This window comes from Skermanella mucosa (genome assembly GCF_016765655.2).
GTDB lineage: Bacteria > Pseudomonadota > Alphaproteobacteria > Azospirillales > Azospirillaceae > Skermanella > Skermanella mucosa.
Genome location: NZ_CP086106.1, coordinates 2,394,541 through 2,410,130, shown reverse-complemented (window position 1 = coordinate 2,410,130; position 15,590 = coordinate 2,394,541). Strand labels below are relative to the sequence as shown.

The 15,590-nt window shown below is 69.3% G+C and carries 13 protein-coding genes; 7 read left to right on the top strand and 6 right to left on the bottom strand.

Features of this window, described 5'->3' with window-relative positions; genetic code table 11:
* The first annotated feature begins 7 nt into the window (after positions 1-7).
* Together edd and eda are read left to right on the top strand one after the other, a co-directional pair.
* Positions 8-1,834, top strand: coding sequence for a phosphogluconate dehydratase (gene edd / locus JL100_RS10880; RefSeq protein WP_202679823.1), 1,827 nt, complete (start codon positions 8-10; stop codon positions 1,832-1,834).
* Positions 1,835-1,845: 11 nt separating this feature from the next.
* The gene (eda, locus tag JL100_RS10875; protein WP_202679824.1) at positions 1,846-2,472 is read left to right on the top strand and encodes a bifunctional 4-hydroxy-2-oxoglutarate aldolase/2-dehydro-3-deoxy-phosphogluconate aldolase; all 627 of its coding nucleotides are present in this window, start codon (positions 1,846-1,848) and stop codon (positions 2,470-2,472) included.
* Between the two features lie 138 nt (positions 2,473-2,610).
* Here eda and JL100_RS10870 read toward each other — a convergent pair whose 3' ends face one another.
* Complete coding sequence (locus JL100_RS10870) at positions 2,611-2,949, bottom strand: hypothetical protein (protein WP_202679825.1); 339 nt, start codon at positions 2,947-2,949, stop codon at positions 2,611-2,613.
* A 96-nt stretch (positions 2,950-3,045) separates the two neighbouring features.
* Complete coding sequence (gene bfr / locus JL100_RS10865) at positions 3,046-3,522, bottom strand: bacterioferritin (protein WP_202679826.1); 477 nt, start codon at positions 3,520-3,522, stop codon at positions 3,046-3,048.
* A 495-nt stretch (positions 3,523-4,017) separates the two neighbouring features.
* Here bfr and exbB point away from each other — a divergent pair, with 495 nt between their 5' ends.
* Genes exbB through JL100_RS10850 form a run of 3 tightly spaced genes read left to right on the top strand, consistent with a single transcriptional unit; the run spans position 4,018 to position 6,003 of the window.
* On the top strand, positions 4,018-4,731 hold the full coding sequence (gene exbB, locus JL100_RS10860) for a tonB-system energizer ExbB (RefSeq protein WP_202679827.1): 714 nt from the start codon (positions 4,018-4,020) through the stop codon (positions 4,729-4,731).
* Positions 4,732-4,735: 4 nt separating this feature from the next.
* Positions 4,736-5,182: a TonB system transport protein ExbD gene (gene exbD / locus JL100_RS10855; RefSeq protein ID WP_202679828.1), complete on the top strand. Its 447-nt coding sequence runs from the start codon at positions 4,736-4,738 to the stop codon at positions 5,180-5,182.
* The gene (locus JL100_RS10850; RefSeq protein ID WP_202679829.1) at positions 5,179-6,003 is read left to right on the top strand and encodes an energy transducer TonB family protein; all 825 of its coding nucleotides are present in this window, start codon (positions 5,179-5,181) and stop codon (positions 6,001-6,003) included. Before exbD ends, JL100_RS10850 begins: the two co-directional genes overlap by 4 nt.
* On the opposite strand, the gene JL100_RS10845 is transcribed toward JL100_RS10850, so the two are convergent.
* On the bottom strand, positions 5,995-8,217 hold the full coding sequence (locus JL100_RS10845; protein ID WP_202679830.1) for a tetratricopeptide repeat protein: 2,223 nt from the start codon (positions 8,215-8,217) through the stop codon (positions 5,995-5,997). The two genes, JL100_RS10850 and JL100_RS10845, sit on opposite strands and share 9 nt — an antisense overlap.
* A gap of 204 nt (positions 8,218-8,421) precedes the next feature.
* Between JL100_RS10845 and JL100_RS10840 the strand changes: the two genes are divergently transcribed.
* Together JL100_RS10840 and JL100_RS10835 are read left to right on the top strand one after the other, a co-directional pair.
* A complete protein-coding gene (locus tag JL100_RS10840; protein WP_202679831.1) occupies positions 8,422-9,624 on the top strand; it encodes an alpha/beta fold hydrolase in 1,203 nt (400 codons plus the stop codon).
* A 71-nt stretch (positions 9,625-9,695) separates the two neighbouring features.
* Positions 9,696-10,823 (top strand): zinc-dependent alcohol dehydrogenase family protein, encoded by a 1,128-nt coding sequence (locus JL100_RS10835; RefSeq protein ID WP_202679832.1) that lies wholly within the window; start codon positions 9,696-9,698, stop codon positions 10,821-10,823.
* Positions 10,824-10,897: 74 nt separating this feature from the next.
* On the opposite strand, the gene serA is transcribed toward JL100_RS10835, so the two are convergent.
* The 3 genes from serA to JL100_RS10820 all read right to left on the bottom strand — a co-directional run bounded on the left by serA (position 10,898) and on the right by JL100_RS10820 (position 15,547).
* A complete protein-coding gene (serA, locus tag JL100_RS10830) occupies positions 10,898-12,475 on the bottom strand; it encodes a phosphoglycerate dehydrogenase (RefSeq protein WP_202679833.1) in 1,578 nt (525 codons plus the stop codon).
* Between the two features lie 20 nt (positions 12,476-12,495).
* Positions 12,496-13,659, bottom strand: coding sequence for a phosphoserine transaminase (locus JL100_RS10825; RefSeq protein ID WP_202679834.1), 1,164 nt, complete (start codon positions 13,657-13,659; stop codon positions 12,496-12,498).
* Positions 13,660-13,825: 166 nt separating this feature from the next.
* Positions 13,826-15,547, bottom strand: coding sequence for a hypothetical protein (locus JL100_RS10820; RefSeq protein WP_202679835.1), 1,722 nt, complete (start codon positions 15,545-15,547; stop codon positions 13,826-13,828).
* Positions 15,548-15,590: the final 43 nt, after the last annotated feature.

Here is a 15,590-nt window from a genome sequence, read left to right as displayed (position 1 = left end):
AGACGAGATGGAGCTGAACCAGACCCTCGCCCGCGTCACCGACCGCCTGATCGAACGCAGCGCCGACCGGCGGGCGGCCTATCTCGCCCGGATCCGCGCCGCGGCCGACAAGGGACCGACCCGGTCGCGGCTGTCGTGCAGCAACCTGGCGCACGGCTTCGCCGCCTGCGGCCCGTCCGAGAAGCAGGACCTGGCGGAGACGGCCAAGCCGGACATCGCCATCGTCTCCGCCTACAACGACATGCTGTCGGCGCACCAGCCGCTGGAGACCTTCCCCGCCATCATCAAGCGCGCGGTCCACGAGAACGGCGGCGTCGCCCAGTTCGCCGGCGGCGTGCCCGCCATGTGCGACGGGGTGACCCAGGGCAACGCCGGGATGGAATTGTCGCTGTTCAGCCGCGACGTGATCGCCATGGCGACCGCGGTGGCCCTGTCCCACGACATGTTCGACGGCGCGCTGATGCTGGGCGTCTGCGACAAGATCGTGCCGGGCCTGGTGATCGGAGCCCTGTCGTTCGGCCACCTGCCGACCATCATGGTGCCGGCCGGCCCCATGACCTCGGGCCTGCCCAACGCCGAGAAGTCGCGCATCCGCCAGCTCTACGCCGAGGGCAAGGTCGGCCGCGACGCCCTGCTGGACGCGGAATCCAAGTCCTACCACGGCCCCGGCACCTGCACCTTCTACGGCACGGCCAACAGCAACCAGATGCTGATGGAGATCATGGGCCTCCACCTGCCCGGCGCCGCCTTCGTCAACCCCGGCACGCCGCTGCGCGACGCGCTGACCGCGGCGGCCGGCAAGCGCGTGCTGGAGATCACGGCGCTGGGCAACCAGTATACCCCGGCCGGCGAGGTGGTCGACGAGCGGGCGGTGGTGAACGGCGTGATCGGCCTGCTCGCCACGGGCGGTTCGACCAACCACACGATCCACCTGATCGCCATGGCCCACGCGGCCGGCATCACGCTGAGCTGGCAGGATTTCGCCGACCTGTCGGGCGTGGTGCCCCTGCTCGCCAAGGTCTATCCCAACGGCAACGCCGACGTGAACCATTTCCACGCCGCCGGCGGCATGGCCTTCGTGATCCGCGAGCTGCTGGACGCCGGGCTGCTGCACGAGGATGTTCGGACCGTCGCCGGCGACGGCGGCATGCGCCGCTACGCCGAGGAGCCTACGCTGGAAGGCGAGAAGCTGGCCTGGCGGCCGGGAACGTCCGTGTCGCTGGACGGCAAGGTTCTCGGCACCGTGGAGGCGCCGTTCGCCAAGGACGGCGGCATCAAGGTGCTGGACGGCAATTTCGGTCGTGCGGTGATCAAGACGTCGGCGGTGAAGCCGGAGCACCGTTTCGTGGAGGCCCCCGCCCGCGTCTTCACCGGGCAGGCCGAGCTCCAGGCCGCCTTCAAGCGCGGCGAGCTCCATCGCGACTTCGTCGCCGTCGTGACATTCCAGGGCCCCAAGGCCAACGGGATGCCGGAGCTGCACAAGCTGACGCCGCCCCTGGGCGTGCTCCAGGACTTGGGCTTCAAGGTGGCACTGGTGACAGACGGCCGGATGTCGGGCGCGTCGGGCAAGGTGCCGGCCGCGATCCATGTCACCCCGGAAGCGGCGTCGGGCGGCATGATCGCCCGGATCCGGGACGGCGACATGGTGCGGCTCGACGCGGAGAACGGTATCCTCGAAGTCCTGTTGGACGCAGAGGAGTTCGCGGCCCGCGAACCCGCGTCGCCCGACCTGACCGGCAACCGCTTCGGCACCGGCCGCGACCTGTTCGGCGCTTTCCGCGCCCTGGTCGGCGGCGCCGAGGACGGCGCGTCGGTCTTCACTACCGCAGCATGAGGATCCGAATAATGCAGACGATCTCCGCCATCCTGGCGCTCGGCCCCGTCGTCCCCGTATTGACCATCGACGACGTGGAGACTGCGGTCCCGCTCGCCCGCGCCCTGGCGAAGGGCGGACTGCCCGCGATCGAGGTGACCCTGCGCACGGCGGCGTCGCCCAACGCGATCAGGGCCATCGCGGCGGAGGTCCCCGAGGCCACCGTCGGCGCCGGCACGATCCTGACCCCGAAGCATTATGAGGCGGCGGTCGATGCCGGCGCCCGCTTCATCGTCAGCCCGGGCTGCACGCCGGACTTGGTCCGGGCCGCGACCGACTCGGAAGTGCCGTTCCTGCCGGGGGCCGCGACGGCTTCGGAGGTCATGACCCTGATGGGCGCCAACTTCACGCACATGAAGTTCTTCCCGGCGGGACCCGCCGGCGGCGTCAAGATGCTGGCGGCCCTGGCGGCGCCCCTGCCCGCCGTGCGCTTCTGCCCGACCGGCGGCGTCACGCTGGAGAACGCGCCCGACTACCTGGCCCTGCCGAACGTCGCCTGCGTCGGCGGGTCCTGGGTGGCACCGGCCGATGCGGTGAAGGCGCGCGACTGGGGCAGGATCGAGGAACTGGCTCGCGCAGCGGCAGCGTTGCGGAAGTGAAATCGTAGGTCGGCCTTCGCCGTAAGGCAAACGCCGACGCCCCGTCCGACGAGGGCGTCGATGCAGATATGCCGACAGTCCTGATTGGATGTCGGCGTTCGCCCTTTGGGCGAAGGCCGACCTACGAACTCGTCGAAGTCATTCCGCCGATGACGTGTGCCGAGTCCGCGTCCTTACCGGGATACCGACACGGTTAAGTTCCTTGCACAAATCATCCGTGTTCTGATTGATGACCTGAACCAGTTCCTGCACCGCAGCCTTGACGATCAAATGGAGTTCACTGCGGAGTTCGACGTGGTCCTGCTTGGTCGCGAAACCGCGAAGCTCGTTGCGCAGTTCCACTTGGTCCTGCTTGGTCGCGAACGGCAACTCAGACATGTCCTGCTTCAACTCCGAGCGCAGTTCCACCAGATCCTGCTTGGTCGCAAGTTTAGCGAGGGCATCGTCGAGCTGCTCCCCTATCGTCTCTTGCACCATGCGCGCTCCCCGCGGTGATACGGCAACCGTCCGGTCGGAATACCCACGCACGGTAGGTTCGCGGATCGCCGGAGTCAAATCACAAGGGGTAGTGCATCACGACCCCTTGAACATCTGCTCCTGCTTATAATTCTCCCGGCCGATGCCGTCGATCAGGCGGAGTTGGTGGGTCAGCCAGTCGATGTGCTCCTCGGTATCGGTGAGGATGTCGGTGAAGAGCTCGCGCGTGATGAAATCCCGGATCTGCTCGGTGACTTCGATCGCTTCCAGCAGGGATTCCCGGCCGTTTTGCTCGGTTTCCATCTCCAGCTCGACCATCTCCGGCACGTCGTTGCCGGTCTTGATCTTGTTGAGGTCCTGGAGATTGGGCATGCCTTCCAGGAACAGGATGCGCTCGATCAGCCGGTCGGCATGCTTCATCTTGGAGATGGATTCCTGGTAGCTGTGGTCCGCCAGGCGTTCCAGGCCCCAGTCCTTGAGCATGCGGGCGTGAAGGAAATACTGGTTCACTGCGGTCAGCTTGCCCGTCAGGATCTTGTTCAGGTGGCGAATAGCGGCGGGATCGCCCTTCATCTACAGTCTCTTCCCCATGCGGGCCGGTAACGGAATCGTCACGCCCATCATCGGGTTCCAACCCATACTTGTCGATAAGGTTTCGATACGCTGGTTCAGATTGTGGGCTTGCGCCGCTCGCACCGTTCGCCCGGCCGCATCATTCCCGCTTGTGCAAATGACTCGCAAAATCATTTGCATGCCTGGGCTGTGTCGCTTATGGATGAATCACCAATCCAACTGTCCGGGACCCCATCCGGGGAACGAAGCATGACGAAACCCCGCGCCTTACGCTGGCTGACCCTCACGATCGTATCGCTGATGTGCCTTTCCACGGCCGCGCTGGGTCAGGTCCCGAGTTCGGAGGCGCCGCCGGCGGCACAGGAGCAGCCGGCGCAAGGGCAGCCGACACAGGAAGTCCCGGACAACCCGCCCCCCGTCACGGCTGACGGTACAGCGGAGCCCGCTCCCTCAGAGCCCGCCGTGGCCGATCCTGCCGCGGGAGAACCCGTCGGGATGGAAGAAGCAGCACCGCTTCCCGCAGCCCACGACCTGTCGCCGTGGGGCATGTTCATGGCGGCCGACATCGTGGTGAAGTCGGTCATGGTCGGGCTTGCGCTGGCATCGGTGCTGACCTGGACCGTGCTGGTCGCCAAGGCGGTCGAGCTTGGCGCCGCCAAGCGGCGGGTCGCCCGGGCGCTCGGCGCGATCGGATCAGCCCGTTCGCTGGCCGAAGCCGCCGAGCACAGCCGCCCGGCCTACGGACCGGTCCACGGCTTCGTCAGGGCCGCCGTCGCGGAGCACGACCTGTGGTTCGCCGGGATGGACAAGGGGGGATTGCGCGACCGCATCGCGTCGCGCCTGGAACGCCTTGTCGCCTCGTCCAGCCGCCGCATGACGAAGGGTACCGGCATCCTTGCCACCATCGGATCGACCGCCCCGTTCGTCGGCCTGTTCGGCACCGTCTGGGGCATCATGAACAGCTTCATAGGGATTTCGGAGGCGCAGACCACCAACCTTGCGGTCGTGGCGCCCGGCATCGCCGAGGCGCTGCTCGCCACCGCCATGGGCCTCGTCGCCGCCATCCCGGCCGTCGTGATCTACAACGCCTTCGCCCGCGGCATCGCCGGCTACAAGGCCCTGCTGATGGACGCGGCGGCGGAGCTCCAGCGCCTGGCGTCGCGCGACGTGGACCGCGCGATGGTTTCCCTGCGCAAGGCGGCGGAGTAGCACCATGGCAGCCAAGCTGGACCAGGGCGACGACGACCTGGACGAAACCCATGAGATCAACGTCACTCCGTTCATCGACGTGATCCTCGTCCTGCTGATCATCTTCATGGTCGCGGCGCCGCTGGCGACTGTCGATGTCCCGGTGGACCTCCCCTCCTCCACCGCCAAGCCGCAGCCCAAGCCGGACAAGCCACTCTACCTGACCGTCCAGGCCGACCTAGCCCTGGTCATCGGGGACGAGGCGCTGGGCGGGGCTCCGCTGGCACCGGCGCTGGATCGGGCGACCGGCAGCGACCGCGAGCAGCGCATCTTCCTGCGGGCCGACCGGACGGTGGACTATGGCGACCTCATGTCCGTCATGAACGACCTGCGCGCCGCCGGGTACCTCAAGATCGCCCTCGTCGGCCTTGAAGGCATGGCTCCAGCCGATCAGGCCGCCGCCAGACCATGAGTTCCGATACCCTGCGCTGGGGCCTGAGCGCCGGCTTCGTGCTGGCGGTCCATGCCGGCATATTGGCCAGCGTGCTCGCCCTGGACACCCCGCCTCCCCCGGCGGAGGTCGCCGGCCCCGTCCTGATCGACCTGCCGCCCGAACCGCCCCCGCCGGAGCCTGCGGTCGAGGAGCCGGCGCCGGAACCACCCCCGCCGCCTCCGGAACCACCGCCGCCGGAACCGCCCCCGCCGGAGCCCCCTCCTCCCGAGCCGCCCCCGCCGGAGCCGGAGCCGATCCCGGAGCCTCCGCCGCCGGAGCCGCCCCCCGAGGAGGAACCGCCGCCGCAGGTCGAGCCGGAAGTGGCGCTGCCGGAAATCACGCCGCCCAAGCCGCCGCGGCAGAAACCGCCGCCGCCGCGCCCCAAGCTGGTCGAACAGCCGCGCCCGCCCGAGCCGGCGCCGCCGGCCCCAGCACCTCCGCCGCCCGCTCCCGCCCCGGTCGCGGAAGCCGAACCGGCACCAGCGAGACCGCGGGCCGTGGCGCAGTCCTCGGTCATGCCGAGCTTCCAGCAGCGGCTGCTCCAGCATCTGAACCGGCACAAGCGCTATCCGCAATCCTCGCAGCGGATGCGCCAGCAGGGGACCGCGCTGCTGCGCTTCACCATGGACGCCGAGGGTGCCGTGCTGTCGTACCGCCTGGAGAAAAGCTCCGGCTACGATGCCCTGGACGAGGAGGTGCTGGAGATGATCCGGCGCGCCCAGCCCCTGCCGAAAATCCCGGCCGATCTGGGCCGGAGCAGCCTGGAACTGGTCGTCCCGGTGCAGTTCGCGCTACGCTGAACCCCCTTGTTCGAGCACCGACTCCAGCGCCCGCACGGCGCTGGAGTCGTGGAACGCCTGGGGCGCGGCGCGGCGCATTGCTTGGCGCAGGTCGGCGCGGAGTCGCCGGTCGCTCCCCAGGCGAACCGCGATCTCGACATAACCGTCCCGGCAGGGGGCGATCGTCTCCCGAACGCCGATCATCTCCAGGATCGCCGCGGAATGGCGCTGGCGCATCAGCGCGCCTGGAAGCGTGACGATGGGCAGGCCGTGGGGCAAGGCTTCCAGCGCCGTGTTGTGTCCGGACCAGGAGGGATTGTCGAGGAAGATGTCGGTCAGCCCTGCCACGGCATGGAAGCGCGCGAGGTCCATCTGCGGCAGGAAGCGGCAGTGGCGGTCGGCATCCAGCCCGGCCCGCGCGAAGGCGGCCGCGAGGCGCCGGCGGAAGGTGAGCGCCACGCGCGGCGCCGGCATGTAGTCGATGAAGAGGAACAGCGCGTCCGGCAGGCGCGCGGCGATCCGGACGAACAGGTCGTCGTCGCACGGCAGGTACTTGAAGAGGGACTGGCAGCACCAGAAGACCGGCGCGTCCTCGGGCAATCCCAGGTCGGCGCGGGTGAGCGGCACCGCCGGCGGGTCGAGCGGGCGATACGCGTAGCCCAGGTTCGGCAGCGGCACCAGCGTCTCGCGGTAGTGGGCCTGCGCGCCCGGCGGCTCCATCAGGGCGGAGCTGAGATACAGGTCCATGGTCGGCAGGCCGGTCGTCACGGGGTGGCCGGTGGACATGGCCTGGACGGGAGCGAGGCGCAGGGCGGCGAGGCGCACCGCCATCGGGTCCATGCCGACATCGCCGAAGACCAGGGCGTCCAGGTCGTCGCGCCGGATCGCCTCGGCCCAGTCCTCCACCCTGCCCAGCCCCCGGCGGAAAACCTGCGAGAGCGATGCGAACCGGGTGGTCTCGTCGTCCGACCCGGAGCCGGTGTGATAGCAGAACAGTGCTACTCGCGCGGGATCGAGCGCGTCCGCCCATCCGCGCAGCGACACGTTCACGGCGGAGTGCCGGCCGATATGGCCGGCGACGAACCCGACCCTGAGGGGACCGCCGTTCCTGCGCCGGGCAGCCAGCGGTCGGGAGAATTCCGGGTACCGTTCGGCCATGAGGCCGGAGACAAGGTTACCGTAGAGGGTCTGCAGGCTGAGGTCGCAGCGCCCCTGGTAGGCCAGATAGAAGGGCTGGCTGCCGCCCACGGCCGTCGCGGCCGCCACTCGTTCCTTCGTCGGGGCGGCGGCGTAATGGTCGGCCAGCTCTTCCAGGCGGGCCGCGTAGGCTTCCCGCGCCCGGTCGACCTCGCCCATATCCCGGTAGATGATCGGCAGTTCGGCGAAGCAGCGGCGGAACCGGGCGGATGCATCGAGGGGATCGACCGTCAGGGCACGGCCGAAGCATTTCCGGGCCTCGTCATGGCGGGCCAGTTCCTGAAGCGCCGTGCCGAGGGTGAGTTGCGCGCCGCCGTGGGCCGGATCGGTGGCGAGGGCGCTTCGGTAGCGGGAGGCCGCCTCGGCCGCGCGGCCGGCGGAAAGCGCCCCGTTTCCGAGCAGCAGATGCGCCTCCGTCAGGTTCGGGTCCAGGGCGAGGGCGGCGCGGCAGAGGCTCTCGGCGTCCTCGGCCGATCCGTCCTCCTGAAGCAGCGCGGACGCCGCCAGCATCGCGCCGGTATGATCGGGCCATCGGCGGAGGACGGCGCCATAGCAGTCCGCCGCCCCCGCCCTGTCGCCGGTCCGCTTCAGCAGGTTGCCCAGGTTGAGCCGCAGGCCGGGGTGGTCGGGGGAATGGTCGAGCGCGCGCCGGTACGTGGCGATGGCGGAGGTGAAGTCGCCCAGGTCCGCCAGGGCGCCGGCCAGCACCAGCGCCGCGTCGGCATCGCCGGGGCGGGACGCCACCACGGGGGCGATCACGTCGCGGGCCTCCGCCGGGCGGCGCAGGTCCGCCAGCAGCGCTGCCCGGTTCAGCGCCACCGTCGGATGTCCCGGCAGCAGCCGGCCGGCCCGCTCCAGCGCCGCCAGCGCTCCCGACCGATCACCCGTCCGCCGGAGCGCCGCCGCCATGTTGTTGTACAGCGTGACGTCATCCGGCTGTTCGGCGATGGCGCGGCGGTAGATCGTGGCGGCCTCCGACGGGCGTCCCTCGGCCATGCGGGACCGGGCGGCTTCATCTGTCGCGGCAGGTTCGGACATGGGGCCTTCAGGGTGAAGACAAGGCGGTCGAGGGGCCTGGACCGTGGCCGAAGCCTACCGCCCCGCCCGGTTGCGGGACAACACAAACCGGAAGGGTGCCGGGTAACGGTCCGTCCAGCCGATTAATTGCGGTACTAACCGTTTTTTCACCACGCCTGCCCGACCCTGGGTCCGAGCATTAACCATGGGAATCGGGTTGCGGCGATGAAATGGGTTCGGGACCGGCTGGGGCGGGCTTCGACGGGAGTTGCAGCGGGACTGGCGATGGGGCTGGCGGTCGTTCTGGCTGCGCCCCCGCAAGGGACGGCCGCGACGCCGGCGGCGAAACCGGCCATGTGGGTGGAGCCGGCCGTTCCGGAGCAGCTTTCGCTGGGTCCCCAGCGCGCCGCGGGCGCCATCGTCTGGGCGCACGGCCTGTCGCTCCATGAAGAAGACTCGCGCGCGCCGACCCCGCCCTATATCCGCGCCCTGGCCGAACAGGGCTGGGACACCTTCCGGCTGAACCGGCTGCGCCACGCCGACAGCCTGAGCGGAACGGGAGCCCGGCTCGCCAAGGCCGCCCGCGACCTGCGCGCCCAGGGCTATGCCCGAATCGGGCTGGCCGGCCAGAGCTTCGGGGCCTTCGCCGCCCTGGCGGCGGTCGCCGAGGACGGAGTCGCCGACGCGGTGGTCGCCACCGCCCCCGCCGCCTATGGCAGCTTCACCGATTCGTATGGCACCTGGCGGGCCAACGCGACCGAGCTTTACCGCCTGTTGCGCCAGGTCGGGACGACGCCGCTGATGATGGTCTTCTTCCATGGCGACGGCTACGACCCAGGCGGCCGCGGGGATATGACGCGGGCGATCCGCAGCGACCGGCCGGTGCGCGACCTGATAATCGACCAGCCGGCCGACCTGATCGGCCATTCCGCCGCCGCGAGCGGCCTGTTCGCCCGCCGTTTCGCCGGCTGCATCGGCCGCTTCGTGGCGGGAAAAATCCGCACGCCCGCCGACGAGGCCGATTGCGAGACCTCCTGGGGCCGTCGCCCGAGCGCAGACCTGGGCAATGGCGGAGGAAACGCCCGGTTCGGCTCGACGCTGGCGTCGGTGAAGCCGGCGGTGGCGACCGACCTGACCGGCTCCTGGTACGGGTTCTACCGGAACGGCCGCGAGGTGATGCTGAACATCGAGCAGGTCGAGGGCGACCGCGTCGTTGCCAGCTACCTGCTGGGCTCCGGCCTGATGGCGCAGGAGCGGGCGGAATCGTCGCGCCGCGAGGGTTCCTTCGCGGACGGCGAGTTGGTGTTCGACGAACCCGCGCTCAACCAGCTCCGCTTCCGGCTGCGCCCCGACGGCGCCCTGGCAGGGTCCTGGCAGGCCCGGGACGGCAGCGCCACCCTGGACACGGTGCTGCGCCGGATGCCCTGAATTTTCCGCCGTGCGGCCGGCGGAATGCGCTATTCATGAGGTAAGGAGACCAATACCGGAGGGGGGAAGCGATGAGGGCGAAGGCCGCCGTACTGCACGAGATCGGGCTTCCCAGGCCCTATGCGGACAGCAAGCCGCTGCATATCGAGGAGGTCGAGTTGGCACCTCCCGGCCGCGGCGAGATGCTGGTCCGGATCAAGGCCGCGGGCCTGTGCCATTCCGACCTTTCCGTTATCAACGGCGACCGGCCCCGGCCGATGCCCATGGCGCTGGGGCACGAGGCGGCCGGCATCGTCGAGGAAATCGGCGATGGGGTCGAGGAGTTCCGGCCGGGCGACCATGTCGCCCTGGTCTTCGTGCCGAGCTGCGGGCTGTGCGGCCCCTGCTCCGAGGGGCGCCCCGCCCTGTGCGAGCCGGGCGCCGCCGCCAACGGCGCCGGCACGCTGCTGGGCGGCGGGATGCGGATCACCGGTCCGCAGGGCCAGCCGGTCCACCACCATGTCGGGGTCTCGGCCTTCGCCGAGTTCGCCGTGGTCTCCGCCCGGTCCGCGGTGAAGATCGACGATACCATCCCGTTCGACGAGGCGGCGCTGTTCGGCTGCGCCGTGCTGACCGGCGTCGGCGCGGTGGTCAATACGGCCAAGGTCTTCGCCGGCGCCAGCGTGGCGGTGATCGGTCTGGGCGGAGTCGGGCTGAACGCCATGCTGGGCTGCATCATGGCCGGTGCCGACCGGATCGTCGCCATCGACATGATCGACCGCAAGCTGGACCTGGCGCGGCAGCTGGGTGCCACCGACGTCTTCAACGCCGGATCGCCCGACGTGGAGGCCCGGATCAAACAGGCGACCGGCGGCGGGGTGGATTACGCGTTCGAGATGGCGGGCTCGGCCCCGGCGCTGGAGATGGCCTATCGGATCACCCGCCGCGGCGGCACGACGGTGTCCTCCGGCCTCGCCAACCCCGCCAAGATGATGTCGATCCCGGCGGTCTCGCTGGTTGCGGAGGAGAGGACGCTGAAGGGCAGCTACCTGGGCGGCGGCGTGCCCAAGCGCGACATTCCCCGCTACATCCGGATGTTCAAGAAGGGCAAGCTGCCGGTGGACGCCCTGATGAGCGAGCGCATCCGGCTGGACGAGATCAACGAGGCGTTCGACAAGCTGGCGGACGGCACCGCCGTACGCCAGCTCGTGATGTTCTGAACGGGTGCGGAGGGGCGGCGTCCCGCCGCCCATCGATGCGCGGGACGCGCACCCTCCGCCCTGTTCGCTTTCCGTCAGAAGGTCAGTGCCTTGGCCCGGACGACGCTGGGCAGGGTGCCGATCTTGTGCAGAAGCTCGTCGCTGATCTGCTGGTCGACCGACACCAGGGCGATCGCGTTTTCCCCCGGGGCCGTGCGGCCCAGGTGGAAGGTCGCGACGTTGACCCCGGCGCTTCCGAGCGTCGTGCCGAGATGGCCGATGAAGCCGGGCTTGTCCTCGTTGCGGATGAACAGCATGTGGCTGGACACCTCGGCCTCGATCGGCACTTCCTCGATGCCGACGATCCGGGGCTTCTCTCCGCCGAACAGGGTGCCGGTCAGGGACCGGTTGCGCTGCTCGGTGTGGACGATCACGCGCATCAGGGTCTGGTAGTCGCTGGCCCGTTCGCGCTTGGTCTCCGCGATCTCGATGTCCCGCTCGCGCGCGATCACCGGGGCGTTGACCATGTTGACGCTGTCCAGCAGCGGCTTCAGCAGGCCCATCAGGACCAGGGCGGTCAGCGGCCGGGTATTCAGCTCGGCGACGTGCCCCTCGTACTCGACCGTGACGCCCTTCAGGCCGCTCTCGGTGATCTGGCCGGCGAAGCTGCCGAGCTGTTCGGCCAGCTGCATGTAGGGCCGCAGCTTGGGCGCGTCCTCCGCCGAGACGGACGGCATGTTCAGCGCGTTGACCACGGCCCCGGAGACGAGATAGTCCGCCATCTGCTCCGCCACCTGGAGCGCCACGTTCTCCTGCGCCTCGGTGGTGCTGGCGCCCAGGTGCGGCGTGCAGATCACCTGCTCCATGCCGAACAGCGGGTTCTCCTTCGCCGGCTCGGACGCGAATACGTCGAGGGCGGCGCCAGCCACGTGGCCGCTCTCGATCGCCGCCTTCAGGTCGTCCTCGACGATCAGGCCGCCGCGCGCGCAGTTGATGATCCGGACGCCCTTCCGGCACTTCGCCAGCGACTCGGCGTTGAGCAGGTTGCGGGTGCCGTCAGTCAGCGGCGTGTGCAGGGTGATGAAGTCGGCGCGGGCCAGCAGGTCGTCCAGCTCCACCTTCTCCACGCCCAGGTCGACCGCCCGTTCGTGGCTGAGGAACGGGTCGTAGGCCACGACGCGCATCTTCAGCCCCAGCGCCCGGTCGGCGATGATCGAGCCGATATTGCCGCAGCCGACCACGCCCAGCACCTTGGCCGTCAGCTCGACGCCCATGAAGCGGTTCTTCTCCCACTTGCCGGCATGGGTCGAGGCGTTGGCCGCCGGGATCTCCCGGGCGAGCGCGAACATCATGGCGATGGCGTGCTCGGCCGTGGTGATCGAGTTGCCGAACGGCGTGTTCATCACGACGACGCCGCGCGCGGTCGCCGCCGGGATGTCCACGTTGTCCACGCCGATGCCGGCCCGGCCGACCACCTTCAGGCTGGTGGCGGCGGACAGGATGTCCTTCGTCACCTTGGTGGCGGAGCGGATCGCGAGGCCGTCGTAGCCGCCGATGATCTCCTTCAGCTCGTCGGGCTTCAGGCCGGTCTTGACGTCGACCTCGACGCCGCGCTCGCGGAAGATCTCGACCGCGCGCGGGCTCAGGCTGTCCGAAATAAGGACTTTGGGCATTCCAGTACCTTCCTTCCGGGTCAGCCGGCCTTGACGGTTTCCGACTTTACGGTCTCGAACGCCCACTCGATCCAGGGGATCAGGGCTTCGATGTCGCTCCGGTCGATGGTGGCTCCGCCCCAGATCCGCAGGCCGGGAGGCGCGTCGCGGTATGAGGCGGCATCCAGGGCGACGCCCTCCTTCTCCAGCAGGGCCGCGACCTTCTTGGCGACGTCGGCCTGGGCGGCGGCGTCCAGCGCGGTGATCTGCGGATCGACGATCTTCAGGCAGATCGAGGTGCAGGAGCGGATCGACGGCTCGACCGCCAGGAAATCGATCCAGGGGGTCCGGGCGACCCAGTCGGCCAGTGCGCGGAGGTTGCCTTCGGAGCGCTCGATCAGGCCGGGCAGGCCGCCGACCGACTGCGCCCATTTCAGGCCGTCGATCGCGTCCTCCACTGCCAGCATGGACGGCGTGTTGATCGTCTCGCCCTTGAAGATGCCTTCGTTGAGCTTGCCATCCTTGGTCATGCGGAAAATCTTCGGCATCGGCCAGGACGGCTTGTAGCTCTCCAGCCGGGCCACGGCGCGCGGGCTCAGCACCAACATGCCGTGCTGCGCCTCGCCGCCCAGGACCTTCTGCCAGGACCAGGTGACCACGTCCAGCTTGTCCCAGGGCAGGTCCATCGCGAAGGCGGCCGAGGTCGCGTCGCAGATCGCCAGACCCTCGCGGTCGGCCGGGATCCAGTCGCCGCCGGGCACGCGCACGCCCGAGGTGGTGCCGTTCCAGGTGAAGACCACGTCATGGCTGAAATCGACCTGGGACAGGTCGGGCAGCGACCCGTAATCGGCTTGGAGCGTCCGGGTGTCGGCCAGCTTCAGCTGCTTGACCACGTCGGTCACCCAGTCCTTGCCGAAGCTTTCCCATGCCAGCATGTCGACCGGCCGGGCGCCCAGCAGCGACCACATCGCCATCTCGACGGCGCCGGTGTCGGAGGCCGGGACGATGCCGATGCGGTAGTCGGCGGGGATGCCGAGAATCGACCGGCTGAGCTCGATCACCTCGGCCAGCTTGGCCTTGCCGGGCTTGGAGCGGTGGGACCGGCCGAGCAGCGCGTCGGAGAGCGCCTCCAGCGTCCAGCCGGGACGCTTCGCACAGGGACCGGAGGAGAAATGGGTATTCTTTGGCCGCGCAGTCGGCTTCATGGAGGCTATTCCTTGCAGAATAGTTGCAACCCGTTGGGGGGTTGTGGCCCGGCGCGGATACTAGTTAGCGACCTTTGCCAAATCAACGGCGCAATTCCGTTCTGCGCCCGCGGCATGGCGGCACAAGATAATTAGCAAGGAAGCATCCCTTCCGGATCGCTTCGGCTCAGGCCGCAGCACCCGGGAGTCCGACCGACCAGAGCGCCGATTGAAGCTTGGCCATGCCCTGCTTGCGCTCCGCCTCGCTGCCGAAGCGCTTGGACCAGATCGTCTGGAAATCGGGACTCTTCATGGCGCGCTCCAGCGTTTCGGCGACGAAGGCGCGGGCGCGCCCCTCCGGGAAGCTGACCTGCCCGCAGATCTTCAGGAGCAGGGCGATCCGTTCCGCAAGCGGCTTCTTCACGCCCATGATGCCGTTGCGGAGAGCCTCCAGCGCGGCGCCGTCCAGCTCGTTCAGGATCGGCCCCGCGACGTCGTCGGCGAGGCCGGCGAGACGGATCGAGGACTGGAGATCGACCAGGGCCTCCACCGTCTCGACCACGGTCCTGCGTCCCCCGGTCGTCTCGCGGAGCAGCGGCTCGGTCACGAGCAGGCCGGTGAGATGCCGCCGCAGCCTCACCCTGTCCGGCTCGCCGGGAACCATCCGGATCAGTCGGCTGAGCCGGTCGATGCGCTCGGACTGGGTGCGCAGCCCCTCCAGCTCCGTGGCGACCCGCGCCTCCGTGAGGACGGAGCCGATCCGCTGCTCAAGGGTCGCCCGGATCTCCTCGTCGGCACCGAGCTGGGCGTTGACCTCGGACAGCCAGCGGCCGAGCGCGCTGACCGCCTCGATCTCCTGGAACAGGCCCTCCTCGGGCCGCAGGGCCGACCGTCCGGACAGCTCGACCAGGAGCCGTCGGCGCAGCACCGAGCGGCAGCGGGGCAGCAGGTTCGCCTTCATCAGGGTGTTGAGCTGGGCGAGGCCGATCACCGGTCCGCCGTCAGGATAGCCGAAGGTGCCGGCATGCAGTTCGGCCAGCAGGATCACCGTCTGGTCCGGTCGCAACCGCCCGCCGCGCAGCTCGCGCAGGCTCGGCGGCGCATCGAGGATCTCCGCCGCCAGCATGTCGATCAGCCTGTAGTGCCGGACCTCCAGGCCGGGCTGGACCAGCTGGACCAGACGCGACAGCTTCTCCGCCCAGCTCCCCGCCCCCATCAGGTAACGGGTCAGGGCGCGCAGGCAATGGTAGGAGAAGTCCTCGCCGTCGGGATAGCGGCTCTCGATCTCCCAGGCCACCGCGAGGAACTTGCCGGCTTCGATCTGGGGGATGGCATGTTTGCGGTCGTCGGCGTGCAACGCCTCGATCGCCTTGTGGACCGCGTCGATCAGTTCGATGTAGCGCGCCTTGCTGGCCTTGGACGCGTCCTTCGCACCCTGGACCTGGGCCATCGCGGCGCGCTGGATCGCCCCCTCCACCATGCCCTTGCCGGAAGCCAGCTCGGTCGTGTTCCTGACGGAATGGATCAACTCCAGCGGGGTCAGCCGGCGCGGCTCCAGGAAGCGGGCGAGCAGGACGCGGATGTCGTCGCGGGTCTGCTCCCGATGGAAATCCCGCCGGGTGCGGCAGGGCGTCCTACCGCCCAGCGTCGGCATGCCGACGGGATCGGGGTCGGTCCGGCCGGGCGCCACCCATTTCAGCAGGATCGCGCGGTCGGAATGGTCGAACCCCTGGAAGCGCGAGGCGCGCACCACCCGGACTCCGTCAAGCCCCCGTAGCGCCAGCACCTTCTGCGCCGCCTTCAGAAGCGTCGCGGCAGAAGGGGCTTCGACCGCAGGCTGCCATGCCCCGTCCTGGAGCATGTGCATCTCGTATTCGACAGTGACTTCGACGGGCGTGCGGTCGGGCATGTAAGCGCCATCCCCACTTCAGAGGAAGTCACTTATACACCAA

Excerpts from the sequence above, each read along its gene's own strand:
- edd (WP_202679823.1), top strand. The coding sequence starts at position 8 with ATGGAGCTGAACCAGACCCTCGCCCGCGTCACCGACCGCCTGATCGAA.
- eda (WP_202679824.1), top strand. The coding sequence starts at position 1,846 with ATGCAGACGATCTCCGCCATCCTGGCGCTCGGCCCCGTCGTCCCCGTA.
- JL100_RS10870 (WP_202679825.1), bottom strand. The coding sequence starts at position 2,949 with ATGGTGCAAGAGACGATAGGGGAGCAGCTCGACGATGCCCTCGCTAAA.
- bfr (WP_202679826.1), bottom strand. The coding sequence starts at position 3,522 with ATGAAGGGCGATCCCGCCGCTATTCGCCACCTGAACAAGATCCTGACG.
- exbB (WP_202679827.1), top strand. The coding sequence starts at position 4,018 with ATGGAAGAAGCAGCACCGCTTCCCGCAGCCCACGACCTGTCGCCGTGG.
- exbD (WP_202679828.1), top strand. The coding sequence starts at position 4,736 with ATGGCAGCCAAGCTGGACCAGGGCGACGACGACCTGGACGAAACCCAT.
- JL100_RS10850 (WP_202679829.1), top strand. The coding sequence starts at position 5,179 with ATGAGTTCCGATACCCTGCGCTGGGGCCTGAGCGCCGGCTTCGTGCTG.
- JL100_RS10845 (WP_202679830.1), bottom strand. The coding sequence starts at position 8,217 with ATGTCCGAACCTGCCGCGACAGATGAAGCCGCCCGGTCCCGCATGGCC.
- JL100_RS10840 (WP_202679831.1), top strand. The coding sequence starts at position 8,422 with ATGAAATGGGTTCGGGACCGGCTGGGGCGGGCTTCGACGGGAGTTGCA.
- JL100_RS10835 (WP_202679832.1), top strand. The coding sequence starts at position 9,696 with ATGAGGGCGAAGGCCGCCGTACTGCACGAGATCGGGCTTCCCAGGCCC.
- serA (WP_202679833.1), bottom strand. The coding sequence starts at position 12,475 with ATGCCCAAAGTCCTTATTTCGGACAGCCTGAGCCCGCGCGCGGTCGAG.
- JL100_RS10825 (WP_202679834.1), bottom strand. The coding sequence starts at position 13,659 with ATGAAGCCGACTGCGCGGCCAAAGAATACCCATTTCTCCTCCGGTCCC.
- JL100_RS10820 (WP_202679835.1), bottom strand. The coding sequence starts at position 15,547 with ATGCCCGACCGCACGCCCGTCGAAGTCACTGTCGAATACGAGATGCAC.